Annotated in this window: 19 protein-coding genes, 1 pseudogene and 1 riboswitch; of the genes and pseudogenes, 14 read left to right on the forward strand and 6 right to left on the reverse strand. The window is 62.1% G+C overall.

Annotated features, from left to right (window positions below; all coding sequences use genetic code 11):
* Window positions 1-57: 57 nt before the first annotated feature.
* A riboswitch (Fluoride riboswitch) is annotated at window positions 58-121 on the forward strand.
* Window positions 122-212: 91 nt separating this feature from the next.
* The 10 genes and pseudogenes from crcB to FE263_RS18060 form a co-directional block, all read left to right on the forward strand.
* Window positions 213-581 (forward strand): annotated as a pseudogene (gene crcB, locus FE263_RS22635) (fluoride efflux transporter CrcB); the annotation flags it as partial.
* Window positions 582-1,238: 657 nt separating this feature from the next.
* On the forward strand, window positions 1,239-1,448 hold the full coding sequence (locus tag FE263_RS22835) for a universal stress protein (protein ID WP_276611230.1): 210 nt from the start codon (window positions 1,239-1,241) through the stop codon (window positions 1,446-1,448).
* Between the two features lie 387 nt (window positions 1,449-1,835).
* Window positions 1,836-2,264 carry a universal stress protein gene (locus tag FE263_RS18025; protein WP_171034195.1) on the forward strand — a complete coding sequence of 143 codons (429 nt, stop codon included), beginning with the start codon at window positions 1,836-1,838 and terminating at the stop codon, window positions 2,262-2,264.
* An 87-nt stretch (window positions 2,265-2,351) separates the two neighbouring features.
* Entirely contained in the window at window positions 2,352-3,542 is a 1,191-nt protein-coding gene (locus FE263_RS18030) for a ubiquinol oxidase subunit II (RefSeq protein WP_205880439.1), read from the forward strand.
* A gap of 23 nt (window positions 3,543-3,565) precedes the next feature.
* A complete protein-coding gene (locus FE263_RS18035) occupies window positions 3,566-5,626 on the forward strand; it encodes a cbb3-type cytochrome c oxidase subunit I (RefSeq protein WP_456306580.1) in 2,061 nt (686 codons plus the stop codon).
* Window positions 5,614-6,261: a cytochrome c oxidase subunit 3 gene (locus FE263_RS18040; RefSeq protein WP_138327433.1), complete on the forward strand. Its 648-nt coding sequence runs from the start codon at window positions 5,614-5,616 to the stop codon at window positions 6,259-6,261. The genes FE263_RS18035 and FE263_RS18040 overlap by 13 nt, the downstream gene beginning before the upstream one ends.
* The gene (locus tag FE263_RS18045; RefSeq protein ID WP_138327434.1) at window positions 6,258-6,575 is read left to right on the forward strand and encodes a cytochrome o ubiquinol oxidase subunit IV; all 318 of its coding nucleotides are present in this window, start codon (window positions 6,258-6,260) and stop codon (window positions 6,573-6,575) included. Before FE263_RS18040 ends, FE263_RS18045 begins: the two co-directional genes overlap by 4 nt.
* Window positions 6,576-6,835: 260 nt before the next feature.
* Window positions 6,836-7,828, forward strand: coding sequence for an SDR family oxidoreductase (locus FE263_RS18050; RefSeq protein WP_138327435.1), 993 nt, complete (start codon window positions 6,836-6,838; stop codon window positions 7,826-7,828).
* Window positions 7,829-7,983: 155 nt separating this feature from the next.
* A complete protein-coding gene (locus FE263_RS18055) occupies window positions 7,984-9,780 on the forward strand; it encodes a glycoside hydrolase family 15 protein (RefSeq protein WP_138327436.1) in 1,797 nt (598 codons plus the stop codon).
* 45 nt (window positions 9,781-9,825) lie between these two features.
* Window positions 9,826-11,397 (forward strand): GMC oxidoreductase, encoded by a 1,572-nt coding sequence (locus FE263_RS18060; RefSeq protein ID WP_138327437.1) that lies wholly within the window; start codon window positions 9,826-9,828, stop codon window positions 11,395-11,397.
* A gap of 1,060 nt (window positions 11,398-12,457) precedes the next feature.
* Here FE263_RS18060 and FE263_RS18075 read toward each other — a convergent pair.
* From FE263_RS18075 to FE263_RS18100, 6 genes are read right to left on the reverse strand one after another with little or no spacing between them, the layout of a single operon-like run.
* Window positions 12,458-13,255: a sulfite exporter TauE/SafE family protein gene (locus tag FE263_RS18075; protein ID WP_171034196.1), complete on the reverse strand. Its 798-nt coding sequence runs from the start codon at window positions 13,253-13,255 to the stop codon at window positions 12,458-12,460.
* Window positions 13,255-13,686: a YeeE/YedE family protein gene (locus tag FE263_RS18080; RefSeq protein ID WP_338086742.1), complete on the reverse strand. Its 432-nt coding sequence runs from the start codon at window positions 13,684-13,686 to the stop codon at window positions 13,255-13,257. Before FE263_RS18080 ends, FE263_RS18075 begins: the two co-directional genes overlap by 1 nt.
* Before the next feature lie 8 nt (window positions 13,687-13,694).
* Window positions 13,695-14,129: a YeeE/YedE family protein gene (locus tag FE263_RS18085; RefSeq protein WP_138327441.1), complete on the reverse strand. Its 435-nt coding sequence runs from the start codon at window positions 14,127-14,129 to the stop codon at window positions 13,695-13,697.
* The gene (locus tag FE263_RS18090) at window positions 14,126-14,503 is read right to left on the reverse strand and encodes an ArsR/SmtB family transcription factor (protein WP_138327442.1); all 378 of its coding nucleotides are present in this window, start codon (window positions 14,501-14,503) and stop codon (window positions 14,126-14,128) included. The genes FE263_RS18085 and FE263_RS18090 overlap by 4 nt, the downstream gene beginning before the upstream one ends.
* On the reverse strand, window positions 14,500-15,177 hold the full coding sequence (locus FE263_RS18095; RefSeq protein ID WP_138327443.1) for a peroxiredoxin: 678 nt from the start codon (window positions 15,175-15,177) through the stop codon (window positions 14,500-14,502). The genes FE263_RS18090 and FE263_RS18095 overlap by 4 nt, the downstream gene beginning before the upstream one ends.
* Complete coding sequence (locus tag FE263_RS18100; protein WP_138327444.1) at window positions 15,174-15,602, reverse strand: TIGR01244 family sulfur transferase; 429 nt, start codon at window positions 15,600-15,602, stop codon at window positions 15,174-15,176. Before FE263_RS18100 ends, FE263_RS18095 begins: the two co-directional genes overlap by 4 nt.
* 104 nt (window positions 15,603-15,706) lie before the next feature.
* Here FE263_RS18100 and FE263_RS18105 point away from each other — a divergent pair, with 104 nt between their 5' ends.
* The 4 genes from FE263_RS18105 (at window position 15,707) to FE263_RS18120 (ending at window position 19,946) form a co-directional block, all read left to right on the forward strand.
* Window positions 15,707-16,969 carry an NAD(P)/FAD-dependent oxidoreductase gene (locus tag FE263_RS18105; RefSeq protein WP_138327445.1) on the forward strand — a complete coding sequence of 421 codons (1,263 nt, stop codon included), beginning with the start codon at window positions 15,707-15,709 and terminating at the stop codon, window positions 16,967-16,969.
* Between the two features lie 2 nt (window positions 16,970-16,971).
* A complete protein-coding gene (locus tag FE263_RS18110; protein ID WP_205880440.1) occupies window positions 16,972-17,883 on the forward strand; it encodes an MBL fold metallo-hydrolase in 912 nt (303 codons plus the stop codon).
* 290 nt (window positions 17,884-18,173) lie between these two features.
* Window positions 18,174-18,590, forward strand: a complete 417-nt coding sequence (locus FE263_RS18115) for a hypothetical protein (RefSeq protein ID WP_138327447.1) — start codon at window positions 18,174-18,176, stop codon at window positions 18,588-18,590.
* A gap of 51 nt (window positions 18,591-18,641) precedes the next feature.
* Window positions 18,642-19,946, forward strand: coding sequence for a chloride channel protein (locus FE263_RS18120; protein WP_240759920.1), 1,305 nt, complete (start codon window positions 18,642-18,644; stop codon window positions 19,944-19,946).

The raw sequence follows: 19,946 nt of genomic DNA on the forward strand, positions 1-19,946 counted from the left end.
CAGTGCAGCGCTTCTAGTCAATTGACCGGTTGAGAAGTTTCTCGCGTCATGCGAGGTAGAGTCCCAGGGAATGGGGTTTCCCTTTAACCGCCCGTCGTGGGCTGATGACTCCTGCCGATCGGACATGAAGTCCGCGGGAGGAGTGTGTTCATGGTCCTGAAGCCATCTACGCGATGCCTGGTCAGTCATGACCCCGTCCAGGTCACTTTCGCATGCTGAACTATTTCCTGATTGCGGTCGGCGGCGCGATCGGCAGCGTCCTGCGCGCCTGGATCGGGTCCCTCATGGTCGCGCTGACAGGGCCTGCCTTCCCCTGGGGGACGATCCTTATCAACATCGTCGGCTCGTTCGTGATCGGTTTCTTTGGAACGTTGACGGCAACTGATGGTCGTTTCGCGGTGCCATTCGATATACGGGCCTTTGTGATGGTCGGAATCTGTGGCGGCTTCACCACCTTTTCCTCTTTCAGCCTGCAGACGCTTGAGCTGGCCCGCGATGGCCGTACCGGTCAGGCGCTCGGCAATATCGTGCTCTCGGTGGTGCTTTGCCTTGGGAGCGTAGCGGCTGCCTACTCGTTGGCGCTCCTCCTTCGTACTTCGCGACTGGGGGCAATCAGCGACGCGGCACCGGGGACGATGAGTAGCAGCACCTTGGTGGCGCTGCATCGTCCGGAGAGCGTCTCGAACATGCTCGCGGTTGCAGATCAGCTCATGGCAGTCGAGGGCGGGCAAACGATCGCACTCGCCATAGATGGACCCGTTCTGGCCGATCTGCAGCTGACCGAGGAGGTGCAGACAAAAGAACGCCGCCGGGCCGTGTCCGAGCAGCGGCGCGACTGGGTCAAAGCGATGCGCAGTACACTCGACGGCTGGGTCTCGGGGGAGCGGGCCAAAGGACGCAGCGCGCGGTGGATCGAGGTGCATGGCGACGGAACACTTGCGGTCGCCGAGCATGGCCGTAGTGCTCACCTGCTGCTTCTGGAACAGAAGCCCGGTGACAGGGCGGCTCGGGAACGGGTCCACGAAGCTCTGGTCCGCTCCGGACGCCCGATACTTCTGCTCCCGGCGAGTACGGTGGCACCCATCGGATGCTGCATGGCCATTGCGTGGGAGGGTGGCGTCCATGACCGCAAGGTCGTCCGGACGGTTGCGCCCCTCCTATCGAAGGCCAAGCGGGTTGTGGTGCTCCAGATCGGGGACGCCGCCGAGGTTATGGGTCTGGAGGATGTTCTTGGCGGCATGCCATTCGAAGTGGTGACAGCACCCTCCCAGCCGGACAGCGAGGTGGGTGCGAAATTGGTGGAAATGGCACACGAAGCCGGCGCGGATCTGCTCGTCATGGGCAGCTACAGCCACGGCAGCCTCCGGGAGCAGCTCTTCGACGGTGCCACGGAAGGGGTGCTGCGCAGCGCCGATCTTCCTGTCCTCATGCAGCATCAGGACGCCTGAAATGGATCATATCGCGTGCATTCTAAACGATTCTGCAACGGCTCGATCCGTGCTGCAGACAGGAGCTCTGCTTTCCCTCAAATACGGATGTAGCCGGGCGCGCATTCTACATCCGAGACCCGGCTGCGATCCGAGCTTCATGCCGACTGAGGAGGTAATGACCGACGACCGGCGCAAGCGGTTTGCCCACTACCAGGACACTCAGTCAGCCGAACTCAGCCGCATCTTCCAGGCTTGGAAATCAGATAACGGCAGTGCACTGGTCTTTGAATAAGTTGAAGGTATTGTAGCCGACATCGTAACTCTGGCAGCCCGCGAGGCACGACTAGTCGTGGCCGGCGCCGCGGAGGGCCTGAACCAACCACGGCGGCCGCAACGATTCAGACAGTGCTGGTAGAACGCACTAGCGCGATCGTCGTGGTTCCGGTGGAACCACCTCGGACGATCGGCGCCCGCCCCGCAGTCGCCTGGAAGGCTGGCGTCCAGCTCGATGCGGCGATCGATCAGGCTCTGAAGCTTCTTCTAATGGCGGAACAGGTACACGTGCTGCTCGAGGCACAACAAGCCCGGGATGACGTAAAGCTACAGGATCTGCTAACGACCCTGCGGCGGAACGGCGTTCCCATCGAACTCCATCATGTTGAGCTCGGTGGTCGTCATGCTGGAGAGCTCCTGGTTCAAGCGGCGTATAAAGCAGGTTGCGATTTGCTGGTGATGGGAGCCCACACGCAATCTTGGTTCAGCGACCTTCTCATCGGCGGAACGTCGAAGGATGTTCTCGCTCACCTTGACCTTCCGGTTCTTCTGCATGGCTAGGCTACACGAACGACGGGATCGACTGGCTCCGCAGGTTCGCTACGACCATGCCGTACGCGGCCAAATGCCCTCGACCTGGGGAACTCCATGACCGTCTCCGACGGCACGAAGGAAGCAGCATCATGCGAAATCACGAGCATCCCTGCCGCCTGTCATAAATGTCTGGCCGCCGCAGAGACATCATCCGTGAAGCAGCGAGCGCGATCCGGCATTTCCAGATCTAAAAGAAGTCTCACTTTCTCCGGCGTGAGTATGCAGGCCTCCTTAGTTCGTGTCATGTTACTGCAGCTGATAACGGTCTATCTCGCTCACCCTGACCGCCTGTGCGGAGCATCGTCGATCGTAAACCGGGTGCGGAGTATTCTGTCTGGCGCCATCCTGACAGGCGCAGCCTTATCGCTGGCCGGATGCGGCGCACTCAATCGCGGCTTTCTGTTCCCAGCCGGTCCCATTGCTGGCGCGATCCGTCATGAATGGATCGTTGTTTGCTTCATCATGCTCTTCGTGATCGGCCCGGTTCTACTGCTGGTGCCCCTGGTCGCTTGGCACTACCGGTTGTCAAACACTCGGAGCGCCTACCGGCCGCAGTGGGGATTCAGCTGGTCACTCGAGGGCCTGATCTGGATCCCGCCCAGCGCCATCGTTGTGATCCTGGCGGCCTTTCTTTGGCGTGATACCCACCGGCTGGATCCCTACAAGCGGCTCCCTGGTCACGCGTTGGAGATCCAGGCAATCGCCGCGGACTGGAAGTGGATCTTCATCTACCCGGAGCAGGGTATTGCCAGCGTGAACCGCCTGGTGATACCTGCCGGGCGTCCGGTGCATCTCAGCCTGACCAGCGCCACGGTCATGCAGTCGATCCTGATGCCTCGACTGGCCGGGCAGATCTACGCCATGGCGGGAATGCGGACACAGCTGTCGCTACAGGCCGACCGCTCCGGCCGCTTCCTTGGCGAGAACGTGCAGTTCAACGGCATGGGTTTCCAGAATGAGAAGTTCGCGGTGGATGCCATGGACGGGGCCGAATATGCACATTGGCTGGCGGAGATGCACGCCGAGCCGGATCGGCTGGGCGCTACGGAATACGAGACGCTGACCCGCCGTACTACACTGCCGCATCCGCTCGCTTTCGGCGCGGTCGAACCCGATTTGTTCGATCACGTGGTGATGCTGGCGCAGAAAAGCGGTCACGCGCTGGAGGTCGAGAAGCTGCCGGCGCTTCCCCTGCCGATGGCGGTGAGCCGGGACGTGCCACACGACCAGGGGATGCCACCATGACCGGCCCGACCATCACCGGCTTCCTGCTCGGCAGCCTTAGCTGGGGGGCGCTGCCATTTGTGCGAGCCTGGCGCGAGCCGAACATCAGCGAAATCATCGGCGCGGGAGCCGGGTCGATCGTGGTGATCGGCGCGGTGGTGACCATTGCGCTCATCACCTGGCTACAAGCTTGGGAGTATCTGTGGACGCAGTGGTTCACCAGCCTCGATCACAAGAAGATCGGCATCATGTATATCGTGATCGCCCTCGTCATGTTGTCGCGCGCCCTGATCGAGGCGGTGCTGATCCGCAGCCAGCAGGCGGCGGCGATCAACGGGCCCGGCTTCGTCGAGCCCGGGCACTTCGCGCAGCTGTTCTCGACACACGGCTCCATCATGATCTTTTTCATGGCGATGCCATTCCTGACCGGGATGGTCAACTATGTCGTGCCGCTGCAGATCGGTGCGCGGGATATGGCATTTCCCTACCTCAACTCGGTCGGGCTCTGGCTCACGGCCGGAGGGTCAGGATTGATGATGGCGTCCCTAGTGGTGGGCGAATTTTCCACCGGCGGATGGAGTGGCTACCCGCCCTACACGGAACTGAACTTTAGCGGTGGACCGGGGCCGGACTACTGGATCTGGGCTATAACCCTGGCCTCGATCGGCTCCACAACCGCAGGGATCAACATCGCCTGCACGATTTACAAGTTCCGGGCTCCCGGCATGACCTTCCTGCGGATGCCGTTGTTCTGCTGGACTGCAGTGTGCACCGCGATCCTGATGATCTTTGCCATGCCGCCTCTTACGGTGGCGACGGCGCTTCTCGCCGCAGACCGATATCTTGGAACGCATTTCTTCACCGATGATCTCGGTGGAAACATGATGAATTATGTCAACTTGTTCTGGCTGTTCGGTCATCCTGAAGTCTACATCGTAGTGCTGCCTTCCTTCGGGGTTTATTCCGAGGTTGTCTCGGCTTTTTCATCTAAAGAGCTATACGGCTATAAGTCGCTCGTCATCGCGACCATGGCGATCGGCGTGCTGTCCTTCACCGTGTGGCTGCACCACTTCTTCACCATGGGGCAGAGCGCTGACATCAATGCGGTGTTTGGTATCGCGACCATGGCGATTGCCATTCCGACGGGCGTCAAGATCTACGATTGGATCTTCACCATGTTCCGTGGCGAGGTGCGGTTCACGCCGCCAATGGTACTGTCGCTCGCCTTCATGGTTACTTTCGTGCTGGGCGGGTTCACTGGGGTGATCCTAGCAACGCCGCCGCTAAATTACATGGTTCACAACACGCTTTTCGTTGTGGCGCATTTCCACAACATGCTCATCCCCGGCACTCTCTACGGCCTGCTCGCCGGCTATATGTACTGGTTCCCGAAGGCCTTCGGCTTCCGGCTGAACGAGCGCTTGGGCTGGATCAGCGCAGGTTGCTGGATCACCGGCTTCTACCTCGCGTTCTTTCCACTCTACGTCCTTGGTGCCTCAGGCATGGCTCGGCGTACGCATGAGGTCTTCGATCCAGCGTTTCGCCCGTGGCTCTACGTGGCTCTTTTTGGCGCTTTCGTGCTGTTCACTGCGCTCGTGACGCTGTTTGTCCAGCTCTTCGTGTCCATCCGCGATCGCCACGCCAACATGGTAGCGGTCGGTGACCCGTGGGATGCCCGCGGGCTCGAATGGTCGGTGGCCGCCCCACCACCCGAGTGGAATTTCGCCGTCATACCGCAGGTGGAAAGTCGCGACGCCTTCTACTGGCGCAAACGTAATCGCGAGGCTTACAAGCCGGTTGACCATTACCAAGACATTGAGCTGCCGAAGCCGAGCGCTTGCGGCGTCATTGTAGGTTTGTCCGCCGCAGCCTGCGGTTTCGGCTTGGTCTGGCGCATCTGGTGGCTGGTTGCGCTGTTCGGGGCCGTCGTCGTGGCCACCGTGATCATCCGCTCATTCCTGCGTGACGTTACGCGCACAATCCCAGCCGCGGAGGTGGAGGCGTTCGATCGGCGCTGGCTGGCCCAGGCGCACTATGCGAAGCCGGTATCGCGCCAGCGCGAAATGTCCCGACGCAACGAGGGGCTAGCTGAATGGACAGCGTAGGCCCACAACTCCGCCATGCCGGGCTTAATCTGGAGGACGATCCGCGCGAGAGCAGGCATCAGGTCGAGAGTGACGTATTTGGCTTCTGGATCTTCCTGATGAGCGACGCCGTGATCTTTGCGCTGCTTTTCGCCCTCTACGGCACCATGCTAGGCGCCCGGGCCGGAGGGCCTGGACCAGCAGATGAATTCAAGATCGGCTCCGCTTTTGTCGAGACGCTGATCCTGCTCACCTCCTCTTTTACTTTCGGCATGACCTCTCTCTGCCTCAAGCGGGACCACAAGCCGCAGCGGCTTACGCTTTGGCTCGCGCTGACGCTGTTACTCGGCCTCGCCTTCCTTGGTATGGAGATCCACGATTTTGTCACCATGGTGTCACATGGTGCGACTGCCAGCCGCAGCGCCTTCCTGTCCGGCTTCTTTGTCCTGGTGGGAGTGCATGGATTGCACGTCACGTTTGGTTCGCTCTGGATCCTGGTAATGGTGGCGCAGGTTGCAACTCTCGGCCGCGACGCGAAGGTGAAGATCAACCTCATCCGGTTGTCGCTGTTCTGGCACTTCCTCGACGTGATCTGGGTCGCGATCTTTTCCGTAGTCTACCTCCAAGGGTTGATTGTTCCCGGAGGTGGGTCATGAGCACACCGCGCAGGCGGCGGACCGAAACGCTCCCTTACGTCATCGGCTACGGCCTGTCGCTGCTGCTGACAAGCATCGCGTTCGGTCTGGTTTGGCAGCACGTGCTCTCGGGCCACACTGCGCTGTTTGCCGTACTTGGCCTTGGCCTGGCACAAATACTGGTACATTTTCGCTGCTTCCTGCACATCGACTTGCGCCGCAACAGCCTGCCTGACCTCCAACTGCTTCTGTTCTCTTCCATGATCATAGCATTGATGGTTAGTGGAACACTCGTTGTGCTGATCAACCTTCACAGCCGGATGATGGGACCATGATTCGGTGGCATCCCCTGGCGCCTGGCCCCCTCCCGGTCAATGATTTCCAGCCCTCACGGGAGATCTCTGCCTAAACGATCAGCCGAGGCTGTACCCTCGCGGCGGACGCGCGATATTGGCCAGATCACTAGAGCTGTCCTGCCGGCCACGCCAGGAACTATCCGCCCACCAAAGTCGTCTTCCGTATTCCATCGAAGCTCAGCTAGCGCAAGGTCATTGATCGGCTCGCGCCCTGCTGCATCCACCGAGAAGGATTTACCATGGGCAAAATCGTCGTCATCACGGGCGCCGGGGCCGGCGTAGGCCGAGCGACCGTCGACGAGTTCGTCCGTCAAGGGTACGATGTGGGCCTGCTGGCTCGCGATCAGGACAGACTCGACCAGGCGGCCGCGCACGCACGAGGATGTGGCGTACGGGCGCTGCCGGTTTCCACTGATGTTGCCGACGCTGCCGCAGTTGAAGCTGCTGCCACCAAAATCGAGGACGAACTCGGACCGATTGACGTCTGGGTCAATGTCGCTATGGCGACCGTGTTCGCGCCGGTCAGCAAGCTGACGCCGCAGGAGTTCGAGCGGGGCACCCGAGTGACGTATCTCGGTCAGGTCCATGGCACAATGTCGGCGCTGAAGCGGATGCGTAAGCGCAATCGCGGCACGATTGTCAATGTGGGTTCGGCACTCGGCTATCGGTCCGTGCCGCTGCAGTCAATCTATTGCGGCGCAAAGTTCGCGATCCGCGGCTTCACCGATGCGCTTCGTTCGGAAATCATCCATGACAAGCTCGATGTGCATCTCACAATGGTCGACCTTCCGGCCGTCAACACGCCGCAGTTTGACTGGGCGATGAACAAGATGGGCTTCAAGGCAAAGCCGGTCGCCCCGATTTATCAACCTGAGGTGCCGGCGCGGGCAATCTTTTTTGCCGCCACGCACCGTCGCCGCCAAGTCTGGGTTGGATATCCGACGGTGCAGGCGATTTTGGCAAATCGGATTGCGCCGGGCCTAATCGACAAGTATTTGGCCAAGGCGGGATACTCCGGGCAACTAACCGACGAGAAACTCGGGCCGAACGCTCCAGCAAACCTGTTTGAGCCTGTCCCGGGTGCCTACGCGGCGCACGGTCGGTTTGATAACCGTTCGAAGAGCCGCAGCTGGGAGATGTTTACCGACCGCCACCGTACGGCCTTCTGGGCGGCGGCTGGCATCGGTCTTGTCGTCGTCGTCCACCAGATTGCCAAACGGCTCGATATCTAGTCGCGACCAATCGATCTATTGGCGGCAATACCGGGCACCGGGGTTGCCGTATGGGCGGGGCAGATCGCCCCTTTTCCATACGAGGCCATCATCCCCAGCATAAGAACGGACGCAGCGATGCCTCTCACACAACACTCCCGGGCCGTCAACACGCTATGAGCAGCCCGATCGAGGATTATGCGCTGGTCGGCGATGGCGAAACTGCCGCTCTGGTCAACCGGGACGGTTCCATTGATTGGCTCTGCTGGCCGCGATTTGACAGCGACACGTGTTTCTCCGCGTTGCTCGGGACTCCGGATAACGGTGCGTGGCTCATTGCGCCGGTCGCCGGCGTGACGCAAACGAAGCGTCGATACCAGGAAGACACACTGGTCGTTGAGACCGACTTCGACACGACTGACGGCACCGTGCGGCTGATCGATTTCATGCCGATGCGCGATGCTGGCCCGGTGTCGTCGCTAATACGGATTGTCGAGGGGGTGACCGGAACAGTGACCCTCCGGTTCGACATGCGGCTACGCTTTGACTACGGGTCGTTGCTGCCCTGGTCGGAGCCGTACGGAAACGGCCTCGTCGCGAAAGTCGGCGCAGATCTGCTGGTCCTTTACGCAACGGTTCCGGTCACTGTGCGGTCGCATGTCGCGAGCGCACAGTTCAGCGTTCGATCAGGCGACCGGCTTAGTTTCGTGCTTCGCCACGGCTCGGCACATCGAGAAGTTCCCAGCCCAATCGATGTCGACGCGGCGCTGGAGGCAACGCAGCAGAATTGGCGTGAGTGGATCGGCCGCTTCGATAGTACTAGGACCGATTGGCCGGGCGTGGTGAAGCGCTCGCTTATTACGCTGAGGGCGATGGTTCACCAGCCGAGTGGCGGGATCGTTGCGGCGCCGACCACTTCGCTTCCGGAAGCTCCCGGCGGCAAGATGAACTGGGACTACCGCTACAGCTGGCTCCGCGATGGGACGTTCACGCTCGGCGCGCTGCTGAACGCTGGCTTCAGGGAAGAGGCCGCGAGGTGGCGTGACTGGCTGCTGCGAGCCGTCGCCGGATCGCCGCAGCGGATGCGCATCATGTATCGTGTCGACGGGTCGAGGCACCTTTCGGAATGGGAGGTCGACACCCTAGCCGGCTATCGATACGCGTCACCGGTACGGGTCGGAAATGCAGCGTCGACGCAGCACCAAATTGACGTCTACGGCGAGGTTCTGGACTCGCTGCATCTGGCGCGGCTCGGGGGTATCGAGCCCAACACGGAGGAGCGTTCCGTATCGCTTGCAATCGTCCGGCATCTCGAGACGGTGTGGAACAGCGAGGGTTCCGGCGTCTGGGAATCCCGCGAGACGCCCCGGCAATACACCTATTCCAAGGTCATGGCATGGGTCGGCGTCGACCGGATGCTTCGTATGCTCGAGCAGGACGGTCCTGGTTCCGGGGACGTCGACCGCACCGAACTCGAGCGTCTCAAGGCGCTGCGCCAGACCATCCATGACGAGGTCTGCCGCGAGGGGTGGAATGAGGGGTTAGGAACGTTCACGCAATATTACGGCGGCCAGGAGCTCGATGCCAGCCTGCTGCTCATCCCGCTGGTCGGCTTCCTGCCGGCGGATGATCCGCGCATCGTGGCGACGACCGGCGCCATACAGCGCGAGTTGTCCGAGGGCGGGCTGATCCGACGCACCAAGGCCAAGCCGAGCGGTCCAAGCGAAGGCGCCTTCCTGGCCTGCTCCTGCTGGATGGCCGACTGCCTCAGGATGCAGGGGCGCGCCGGGGAAGCACGGGCGCAGTTCGAGCGAGTCCTGGCGGTTTGCAACGACGTCGATCTGCTGTCGGAGGAGTACAACGTACCGGCTGGACACCTTGCAGGCAACTTTCCGCAGGCGCTGACCCATCTGGCTGTCGTCAACACCGCGCTCGGGCTGTGTGGCCCGGTGCTGCATCGTGGCGGCGGCTGAGCGTCGAACAGGCAGGTATCGAAACCGGACAGGCGGGTTCATCACATGGCGTCAGAAGACCATTACGACATCATCGTTATTGGCAGCGGTCCCGGCGGCGGCTCATTGTCCCACCGGCTGGCGCCGACCGGGAAACGCATCCTGATGATCGAGCGTGGCGACTACCTGCCGCGGTCACGTGCCAATTGGGATGCCAAGACGGTGTTCGTGGATGGCGCCTACCAAGCACCGGAGACGTGGTACGGGCGCGGCGGTACCAGGTTCCATCCGGGGCTGCACTACTATGTCGGCGGCAACTCGAAGGTCTATGGCTCGGCCCTGTTCCGCCTGCGCGAGCGCGACTTCGGTGCGCTGCGGCATGCGGACGGCATCTCGCCGGCTTGGCCGCTCGGCTACGACGTGTTCGAGCCGTACTACTGCCAGGCAGAGGACCTGTTCCATGTCCACGGGCGGCGCGGCGAGGACCCCAACGAGCCATGGTCCAGCAAGCCCTACGCCTACCCCCCGGTCTCGCACGAGCCGCGTATCCAGGCGCTGAGCGATACGCTGCAGAAGGAGGGGCTGCAGCCCTTCCACCTTCCGCTCGGTATCCTGCTTGACGAGAAGGACGGCAAGCCGACGCCGACATCACCCTGCATCCGCTGCGATGCCTTCGACGGCTTCCCATGCGCCATCAACGCCAAGGCGGACGCACAAGTGATCTGCGTCGATCCCACCCTGGCTGCCCATCCCAACTTCACGCTGCTTACCAACGCGTATGTGGAGCGGCTGGAAACTGATACGTCTGGCCGAACGATCACCGGTGTGCACGTGGCGCGCAACGGCGCGCACGAAGTCTATTCTGCCGACATCGTGGTAGTCGCGTGTGGTGCGCTGAGCTCGGCCCTGTTGCTGCTGCGCTCTGCGAGTGACGTCCATCCTACCGGCCTCGCCAACGGCTCGAATCAGGTCGGCCGCAATTACATGCGCCACGACATGAGCGTGCTGATGACGATCCTGAAGGAGCCGAACGACACCGTGTTCCAGAAGACGCTCGCTGTCAGCGACTTTTATTTCGGTGACTCGGATTGGCCCTATCCGATGGGTCTGATCCAGATGTGCGCGACGTCGCACGGCGAGCAGATCCGCAGCGAGGCGCTGCCGGCCTTCCTGTCCTTGGCGCCGGAGATGCCGTTCAACAAGATGGCCGCGCATTCGATGGACTTCTGGTTGCAAAGCGAGGACCTGCCGAGGCCCGACAACCGCATCTCCTACGACGGCAATAAGGTTGTGCTGTCGATTGCGGAGGGCCGCGAGGAGGGGGCACGGCGCCTGAAGCGCAAGCTGGAGGGCCTCCTGGAGCCGATCGGCGCGCTGCCGATCCTGCTGGATCGCAGCCTCTATCTAGGGAAGAACATCCCCATCAACGGAACGGCGCATCAGGCGGGGACGTGTCGCTTCGGCACCGATCCGAGAACATCGGTGCTCGATCTGGATTGCCGGGCACACGAGGTCGACAATCTCTATGTAACCGATGCCAGCTTCTTCCCGTCGATCGGTGCGGTAAACCCAACACTGACCATTATCGCCAACGCGTTGCGCGTTGCTGATCGGATCAGGGAGCGCCTCGATTCCTAGCCCTTCGCGCGCAACGAGCATGTCATCCACTTCCTTCCTGAAAACTGTTCTGGCCGCCGCCGTCATCGGTGTGGTCGCCCTGATCTCGGTCTGGCTGCAACAGCCCCTGCTGGCACCAAGTCTCGGCTCTGCAGTCTTTGTCCAGGTCATGTCACCCGATGAGCCCAGTGCTCACCCGTGGAACACCGCGGTTGGTTAGTTTTGTGGCCTGATGGCTGGGTTAATCGGCGTATTTGTCGCCACGGCGTTCCACACGCCGAGTTTCATGGGAAGTCACCCGCTGGTCTATGCGCGGGTACTGGCTGTTGCGATCGCCGTGCCACTGACGGTATTGTTTGAACTCGCTCTCAGGGCGAGCAGTCCGGCCGGGGGTGCCACGGCCATCGTCTTGGCTCTCGGCCTCGAGACAGCAAATTGGCAGGGTTCAACCAGGTAGTGATTGGGCTATTGCTCGTGACCGGGCTTGGCGAGGCGGCGCGCAGGCTGATCCTTCGGGCGGAACATGAATCGTGAGAGCACGAAAATCGACATCGCACGTGCCACCGCGACGACCGCCGGATGCGTTGCGGTGGTGTTCGAAACACGCAGATAGGTAAGGCTCACGGCATAGTCAGGCTGCTTAGATGATGCAGTGAGGTAGTGGCTTGTCTGGTTAACGATACGCTTGACAGTATAACTGTCTGAGTAGGCGGAAACTCCTAGTCTTGGCGCTGCCGGCAGATGCGCGCAACATAATATTCATGCCCGATGCCTACGGCCGTACCTGCCAGACAGGCTAAGCCAACCACGGCACCGACGGCCGCAGGTGTCATCTCTAGCATGGATGTCACCAGGGTGGCCCAGATCACCGGCACCGCGACCAACATGACTAGCACGCCAACCTCACGTTGATCATCCCGGTTGGCATCGACTGCCAGACCCCGAACTGCAGTCTGAGCCATTGGTCACATCCTGTTCCATTACCTGATCCAGAGAATGCGCCGAGATGATCGATCCGGAAATACCAATTCTTAGATGGATCCGTTCTGGAAAATAGAACGTAAGGTAGTAGCCTGCTGTCTCAGACCAAGTGGAAGACGGCGGCGTTTTCATAGAGCATGTAGAGAGCCACGATGCAGACGAGGCTGGAGAAGATACGCTTCAGCACGGTCTTCCGGCTCGAGAGTCTGCACGCGAGCTGCATCCCGATCCAGCCACCGATAATGCCGCCGCCGATATATTCTGCCGCGACTGGCCAGTCGATCAGACCCGAGATGGCGTAATTCACTGCCGTGGTCAGGCCGAAAGCGGCGACACCCAACAGCGATGAACCGACCGCGAGCAACATCGGCATGCCGGTGGAGAACAGCAACGCAGGCACGATCAGAAAGCCGCCGCCGATGCCGAAGAACCCGGATAACAGACCCACCCCGAGGCCCGAGGCGGCGATCTTCGGAATGCTCCTGCGGTTGCAGAAGCGAAAGCCGGCTGGAACGTCCTGTATCGGCAGCCCCGCCGTCGAGCGGAACATCCTGACGCCGACGACGATCATCAGGATAGCAAACAGGAACAGCAGCTTCCTGCCATCGAACGACTTGCCGAGCTGTGAGCCGATGAACGCGCCGAGCATGCCGACGGCCGCGAAGAGACCCGCACTGCGCCAGCGGACATTGCCTGCCCGAAAATGAGAGGCGAAGTTGGCGAATGCGCTGGCCGAGACCGCTAGCGCTCCGGTTCCAATCGCCTGGTGCGGTCCGAGACCGATAACATAAATCAGCAGCGGCGTGGCCAGGATCGAGCCGCCGCCTCCAAGCAGCCCTAGAGCAAAGCCGACGAAACTGCCGCAGAGAACCGCGAGCAGTTGCTCGAGCAGCGGCATCACGCCCGCCCACTGGTCGCGGGCGCTGCCTTAGTCGAACGCCGCAGCCGGTCGTGCGGCACCATCCCGATCAGCATGGCGATCACGAACACCACGCTCGCAGGCAGACCGAGAGAAAGCGAGGCCAGCGCCGGACCGGGGCAGAAACCTGACAGGCCCCAGCCGATGCCGAACAGCCCAGCGCCCACGAGCAGGGGCCGGTCGATCCTGGTCACGGTTGGTAGGTCGAACCGATTCGCCAGCAGCGGCCGTGTCATGCGGCGCGACAGCATGACACTGAGGGCCGACACCGCGACGGCGCCCCCCAGCACGAAAGCCAGCGTCGGGTCCCAGGACCCTGCGGGGTCAAGGAAGCCGAGCACCCGAGCAGGGTCCATCATGCCTGACAGGGCGAGACCCAGCCCGAACAGGATGCCGGATAGCAGGGCCACGCCGATCCTCACGACGCAGCGCCGAGCAGGTGCCGAACCACGAAGACGGTCAGGAACGCGGTCACCATGAAGGTACTAACCGCGGCGAATGATCGCTTCGACAAGCGCGCCAGCCCGCTGACACCGTGCCCGCTGGTGCAGCCCGAGCCGAGACGAGTGCCGAACCCGACTAGAAGCCCGGCCCCGATCAGCACCGGAACACTGGCGCTGATCTGCATCGTGACGGACCGTCCGGTGGCGAGCTCGAGCAGCACCGGTCCGAGCAGCAGACCCAGCACGAAGGCTGCCCGCCACCCGCTGTCGCCGTCCGGACGCCCAAGCAGCCGCGCTGCGATGCCGCTGCATCCTGCGACGCGGCCAATCGAGAGCAGGAGCATACCGGCCGACAGACCGATCAGCGCACCGCCGGCGAGCGCCTCCCCGGGGTGGAACGGGAGGCTCATCTCGCACCGATCCGGGCGAAGACCGCCGCTTGGTACTGTGGTCTCGTCGACAGGCGTGGCGGCGCGACCGGGCGGCCGGCTTGCTCTCCGCCGAAACCGTCGTGCAGTGCTTCGACCAGTCGGCGTCGCTTGTCGCCGGCAAGGCTGTAGATCATGTTTCGCGACTGTCGCTCCGCATTCACGATTCCTGTCTCCCGGAGTTCTGCCAGATGCTGGGACAGGTTCGGCTGGCGTGCTTCGAGGTCGGTCTCCAGCATGGCGACGGTACAAGGGCCTTGGAGCAGGCGCAGCGCCACAGCAAGGCGCGTCGGGTTGGCCAAAGCGCGCAGCGTCAATGCAGCAGCCTCGATGTCGAACGGCGGTTCGAAGCTCATGGCTGTCGCCTTCCTGCCGTAGGCAGAGCGTCCGGGGTGGCTGTCCGATAGTACCAGTCGCTGCCTGTTCCACTTGCCCCGAGAGCCTCCGAGGCGGTCGTCGGGGGCGGCAGGATGACGTCCCCTCCCGGTTGCCAGGCCTCGGGGGTGGAGACGCCATGCGTATCGGTCATCTTCAGCGCCGCAACCAGACGAAGCAGTTCAGCAACGCTGCGCCCGGTGGTCATCGGGTACCATGAGATGGCGCGGATGATCCCGTCAGGATCGATTACGAAGATGGCGCGCACCATGGCAGAATCACGGGCCCGGGGAGAAATCATCCCGTAGGCCTGGGCAATCGCCATCGAGGGATCCTCGATGATCGGGAACGGTACGACCACGTCGAACTGAGCGTGGATGCTGCGGATCCAGGCTAGATGTGAAAACAAGCTGTCGACCGAAAGTGCCAAGAGCGCGCAGTTGAGAGCCGTGAAGCGCTCCGCCGCCCTGGCGAAGGCAACGAACTCGCTGGTGCAGACCGGCGTGAAGTCGGCCGGATGCGAGAACAGCAGCAGCCACTGGCCGCGATAGCTGGACAACGACCGATCGCCCATTGTGGTACGGGCGTGGAAATCGGGCGCCGGATCGTGCAGCAGCGGTGGGCCGGTGCGCTCGGACGGGGCGGGCTCGCTCATGTCGGCTGCCGGTCGAGCCAGGCAGAACCGTCGGCAAGATCCACTTGGTGCTGCTGACCCCAGCGAACCGCGTCCGGCCGCGTCATCGCACCGCACCTAATCTGGCTCAGCACCCAGAGGGTCGCCGACCGATGGCCTAAGGCGCAGTGCGCATGCACTGGGCCGATGGCGGCCGCCACGGCCCTTCCGAACTGATCGATGTCCTCGGTACGCAGGGTTGAAATCGTCACGGGAATATGTCGGTAGGCAAGACCCACCTTCTCGGCCGCCTGCTTGCCTTGCGCGGCACTAAGCTGTCCCAGCTTCTCGCTGTCCGGACGGTTGTTGATGACGAGCGTCACACCCTGCCGGGCAAGCTCGGCAAAATCCGCAATTTCGAGCTGCGCGGAGGCGGTCAGCCCGTCCGCAAGGGTCTTTCGGTCCATAGAAGGCCCTCGCTCCACATATTACGTATAGGATAGATGTTGAAGCGTTAGCTTGCAAGTGTTACGTCTTGCACAGGCGCTAGATCGCCAGCAGGAGACCAACCGTGAGTGCTTCCAACGCCCCGTCACGCGTCGACGCCTTCGACATCGTCATCATCGGGGGTGGAGCGGCCGGCATCACTGTCGCAGCAGAGATGCGCCGACACCGCAAAAGCTTGAGCATTGGGATCGTCGAGCCGTCCGACACCCACGCTTACCAGCCTGGCTGGACCCTGGTCGGTGCCGGAGTGTTCTCGCTGAAGCAGACGCAGCGACCTGAGGAAACTCTCATCCCGAAGGACGTCACCTGGATCAGGAACCGTGCCGAAGTCTTTGAGCCAGAGCAGAACGCCGTCATCCTAGCCAATGGCCGTCGCCTCACGTATGGCTCGCTCGTCGTCTGCCCAGGTTTGCAGCTGGACTGGGAGAAAATCGATGGGCTCAAGGAGGCGCTTGGCAGCAACGGCGTCTGCAGCAACTACTCAGCCGCTTATGCAGAGTACACATGGCAATGTATCCAAAGCCTGCGCGGAGGCACCGCCCTGTTTACGCAGCCACCGATGCCAATCAAGTGCGCCGGAGCGCCGCAGAAGATCATGTATCTCACCGCCCATCATCTGCGCCGGCAGAAGCGTCTGGATCAGGTCGATGTCGAATTCTGCTTGGCGGGCGACGTTTTGTTCGGGGTTCCTTTCTTCGTGCCCCCGCTCCAGCGCACGGTCGATGACTACGGCATCAAGCTGAACTATAAGCACACCCTGACGGCGGTCGACGGCCCGGCCCGCAAGGCCACCTTCACAATGACCGGTCCGGACGGACAGACCAGCAAGATCGTACGCGACTTCGATATGTTGCATGTAACCCCGCCGCAGAGCGCGCCGGACTTCGTCAAGAAGAGCCCACTTGCCAATGAGGCCGGCTGGCTCGCCGTTGATCCGGCCACTCTGCAGCACACACGCTTTCCGAACGTCTTTGGCCTCGGAGATGCAGCCGGGACAACTAATGCCAAGACAGCAGCTGCAGTGCGGCTGCAGGCGCCGGTCGTGGTGCGCAACCTGCTTTCCCGCATCGAGGGGGCAAAGCTGTCTGCCGTCTATGACGGATACGGCTCATGCCCATTGACCACCGGCTACGGCAAGGTGGTGCTCGCAGAGTTCGGCTATGGCGGCAAGGTCACGCCCAGCTTCCCGCTCGACCCGCGCGTGCCACGCCTAAGCGCCTGGCTCCTGAAGCAGAACTTTCTGCCTTATATGTATTGGAACTGGATGCTGAAAGGCAGTGAGTTCGATATCAAGCACCGCGAGCGCAGCTTCGCGAAGGCAGCCTGAGTGTGTGCCAGACGGAAGGGCCATCCGCAAGAAGGAGCGGTAGGCCCGAGGTCGCAGGCTTCTTCGACGCCCGCACCAACAGCGTCCAGTATGTCGTTACAGATCCAAACACGCAGATCTGCGCGATTATCGACCCGGTTCTGGATTACGACGAGAAATCTGGGAGTACCGCCACACGCTCTGCTGATGCCATTCTTGAGCACGTCCGCGCGCGCGGTCTGACGATTGCCTGGATTCTCGATACCCATCCGCATGCCGACCATTTTTCGGCGGCGGGCTACCTGAAGGCCGTGACCGGAGCCCCGACCGCGATCGGCGCCCATGTTGTCGAGGTACAGTGTCTCTGGAAAGCGATCTACGATCTACCGGAGGATTTCCCGCCCGATGGATCGCAATGGGATCGGCTATTCAAGGAAGGCGACTGCTTCCAGATCGGTGAACTCGATGTCCGGGTAATGCACTCGCCTGGACACACCCTCTGCTCAGTGACCTACGTCGTCGGCGACGCGGCCTTCATCCACGACACGCTGTTCATGCCAGATAGTGGCACCGCCCGCGCTGATTTTCCTGGAGGCGATGCCGCCAAGCTGTGGCACAGCGTCCAGGCAATTTTGTCGTTGCCCAACGAGACAAGACTATTTACCGGGCACGACTATCAGCCAGGTGGTCGACCACTGGCATTCGAGAGCACAGTCGCGCAACAGAAGCGGGAGAATGCTCATGCTCAGGTCGCTGACGAGGTCGCCTTCGTGGCACTCCGCACCGGTCGCGACCGGACCTTGCCAATGCCGAAGCTCATCCTGCACGCCCTGCAGGTGAATATCCGCGGTGGTCGGCTTCCGCCTGCCGACCATGGCGGAAAGGCTTTTCTAAAAATCCCACTTAATGGTCTGGGACGACCACCGTGGGAGTGAGGGTTAGCCAGAGGTGGCGATCGATCAGGATCTGAAGCTCCTCTTTGCTGAACAAGTGCACGTCCTGCTCGAGGCACCTCAGGCCTAGGACGAGCCAGAGCCACAGAATCTGCTGACGACCGTGCAGCGGCAGGCCACTCTGTCAGGATCCATCATGTTGAGCTTAACGGTCGTCATGCGGGAGAACTCCTGTTCCGAGAGGCGCACAACGCAGGTTGCAAGTCGCTGGTGACGGGAACCCACACGCAATTCCGGTTTGAGGGATTTTCTACTCAGCAGACGGTTGAAGGATGTTCTCGCTCACTTGGTCCTGCTGCAAGGTCAGCACGGGAGCGAAGGCCTCCTGCGCTCACGAACGCCTTCAGTCTCTAGTGGATCTTCTAAGCGGAAAAGAAGGTCTCGCGGTCACGTCATCGCGGTGTCAAATTCTGCTCGATCTTATTATTATTCCGGCCGCCATTGAGTATCTTCGTTTTGTGCAAAACCAGGAGGTGATCGTGCTCAAGCCCTTTGCCCGCAGCGCAGACTTGATCGTGCGCTCCATGGTGCCGCTGAACGCCGAGCCGAGGCTGGCACGGTTGCGTGCGGTCTTGATCACCGAGCGATCCGACTTCTATATCCGCAGTAACGGCAACATCCCGGAGCTTCGGCGGGCCGGACCTAGCCCGCACTTGCCGACGATATCTGGAACTACAAGGGCTACCTGAACGCACCCGGCACAGAGTTCACGTGCCTACCGTTGAGGCGGCACCCGCTTGGTGATCCCCCCGATCCTGGCCCGGCGCGACGCCGCCGGCTTCTGGCTGACGGTCCTCCTCACAGGGATCGGCACTGGCCTCGGCGCCTCGGCGCTGACCGAACTCCTGGAGCTGGTGCAGCACACTCTGTGGTCGGGAAACGGGATCGACCTGCTGCAGGCGGCATGCCGCGCTGCCGCCTGGAAGCACCTCGTGATCCTGCTCGGGGCTGGGCTGCTGACCGGCGCCGGGCAGCTATTGGTGGTCCGGCTATCCGCCGCCAACAGCATCGATATCACCGCCGCGATCTGGTTCCATGCCGGGCGCCTGCCGACGCTGCGGACGCTCGGCAGCGCCATGCTGTCCATCCTGGTCGTCGGCATGGGCGCATCGCTTGGCCGCGAGGGTGCGCCCAAGCAGACCGGCGCGGTCATCGCCAATGTAATGTCCGACCGGGTGCGGCTTTCCGACGAGCAACGCCGGCTGCTGGTGGCGTGCGGCTCAGGCGCCGGCATGGCGGCAGCCTATGGCGTGCCGCTCGGGGGCGCCCTGTTCGCGCTGGAGGTGCTGCGCGGCGAACGGGCGCTGCGCTTCGTACTGCCGGCGCTGCTGACCTCGCTGATCGCAACCGGGGTCTCCTGGGCATTCCTGCCCAATGCGCCCACCTACCTCATCCCGCCCTACACAGGCACGCTGGGCAGCATGGTCTGGGCGCTGTTGGCCGGTCCGATCATCGGCCTCGCCTCGGTCGGTTATGTCCGCGCGGTTGCCTGGGTAGATCATCACCGACCAAGCGGACCGAGGCGGCTGGCAGCATCCGCAATCACCCTGACCCTGCTCGGGGCGATCTCGATCGTGTTTCCACAACTACTCGGCAACGGTCGCGACATCGCGCAACTCGCCTTCACCGGCCAAGTGGCGCCGCTGCTTTTGCTGTCGCTGCTGCTGCTGAAGCCGGCTGCTACACTCCTCTGTCTCGGCAGCGGCACGCCCGGCGGCCTGTTCACCCCATCGCTGGCGATCGGCGCGCTACTTGGCGGCTTGCTGGGCGTTCCGTTCGCCCATGCCTGGCCGGGGACCGCGCCGGGCCTGTTCGCAGTGCTTGGCGCCACCGCCCTGCTAGCCGCGACCACGCAGGGTCCACTCTCGGCAACCGTGCTGATGATGGAGCTGACCGGACAGGCCCGCGCATTCATCGTGCCGATGCTGCTCATCGTGGCACTAGCGACACTCATCGCACGTACTATTGAGCCGCGCTCGATCTACGATGCGCGGCTCAGCGATGCCGAGGTCCTCAAGCGCCAGCGTCAACGCGATCCGGTATAA

This window comes from Lichenicoccus roseus (assembly GCF_005844085.1).
Lineage (GTDB): Bacteria > Pseudomonadota > Alphaproteobacteria > Acetobacterales > Acetobacteraceae > Lichenicoccus > Lichenicoccus roseus.

What these genes read in the sequence shown, in the direction of transcription:
- FE263_RS22835 (WP_276611230.1), top strand. Translation starts at nt 1,239, where the DNA reads ATGCCATTCGAAGTGGTGACAGCACCCTCCCAGCCGGACAGCGAGGTG.
- FE263_RS18030 (WP_205880439.1), top strand. Translation starts at nt 2,352, where the DNA reads ATGACCGTCTCCGACGGCACGAAGGAAGCAGCATCATGCGAAATCACG.
- FE263_RS18040 (WP_138327433.1), top strand. Translation starts at nt 5,614, where the DNA reads ATGGACAGCGTAGGCCCACAACTCCGCCATGCCGGGCTTAATCTGGAG.
- FE263_RS18045 (WP_138327434.1), top strand. Translation starts at nt 6,258, where the DNA reads ATGAGCACACCGCGCAGGCGGCGGACCGAAACGCTCCCTTACGTCATC.
- FE263_RS18050 (WP_138327435.1), top strand. Translation starts at nt 6,836, where the DNA reads ATGGGCAAAATCGTCGTCATCACGGGCGCCGGGGCCGGCGTAGGCCGA.
- FE263_RS18055 (WP_138327436.1), top strand. Translation starts at nt 7,984, where the DNA reads ATGAGCAGCCCGATCGAGGATTATGCGCTGGTCGGCGATGGCGAAACT.
- FE263_RS18060 (WP_138327437.1), top strand. Translation starts at nt 9,826, where the DNA reads ATGGCGTCAGAAGACCATTACGACATCATCGTTATTGGCAGCGGTCCC.
- FE263_RS18075 (WP_171034196.1), bottom strand. Translation starts at nt 13,255, where the DNA reads ATGCCGCTGCTCGAGCAACTGCTCGCGGTTCTCTGCGGCAGTTTCGTC.
- FE263_RS18085 (WP_138327441.1), bottom strand. Translation starts at nt 14,129, where the DNA reads ATGAGCCTCCCGTTCCACCCCGGGGAGGCGCTCGCCGGCGGTGCGCTG.
- FE263_RS18090 (WP_138327442.1), bottom strand. Translation starts at nt 14,503, where the DNA reads ATGAGCTTCGAACCGCCGTTCGACATCGAGGCTGCTGCATTGACGCTG.
- FE263_RS18095 (WP_138327443.1), bottom strand. Translation starts at nt 15,177, where the DNA reads ATGAGCGAGCCCGCCCCGTCCGAGCGCACCGGCCCACCGCTGCTGCAC.
- FE263_RS18100 (WP_138327444.1), bottom strand. Translation starts at nt 15,602, where the DNA reads ATGGACCGAAAGACCCTTGCGGACGGGCTGACCGCCTCCGCGCAGCTC.
- FE263_RS18115 (WP_138327447.1), top strand. Translation starts at nt 18,174, where the DNA reads ATGTTCTCGCTCACTTGGTCCTGCTGCAAGGTCAGCACGGGAGCGAAG.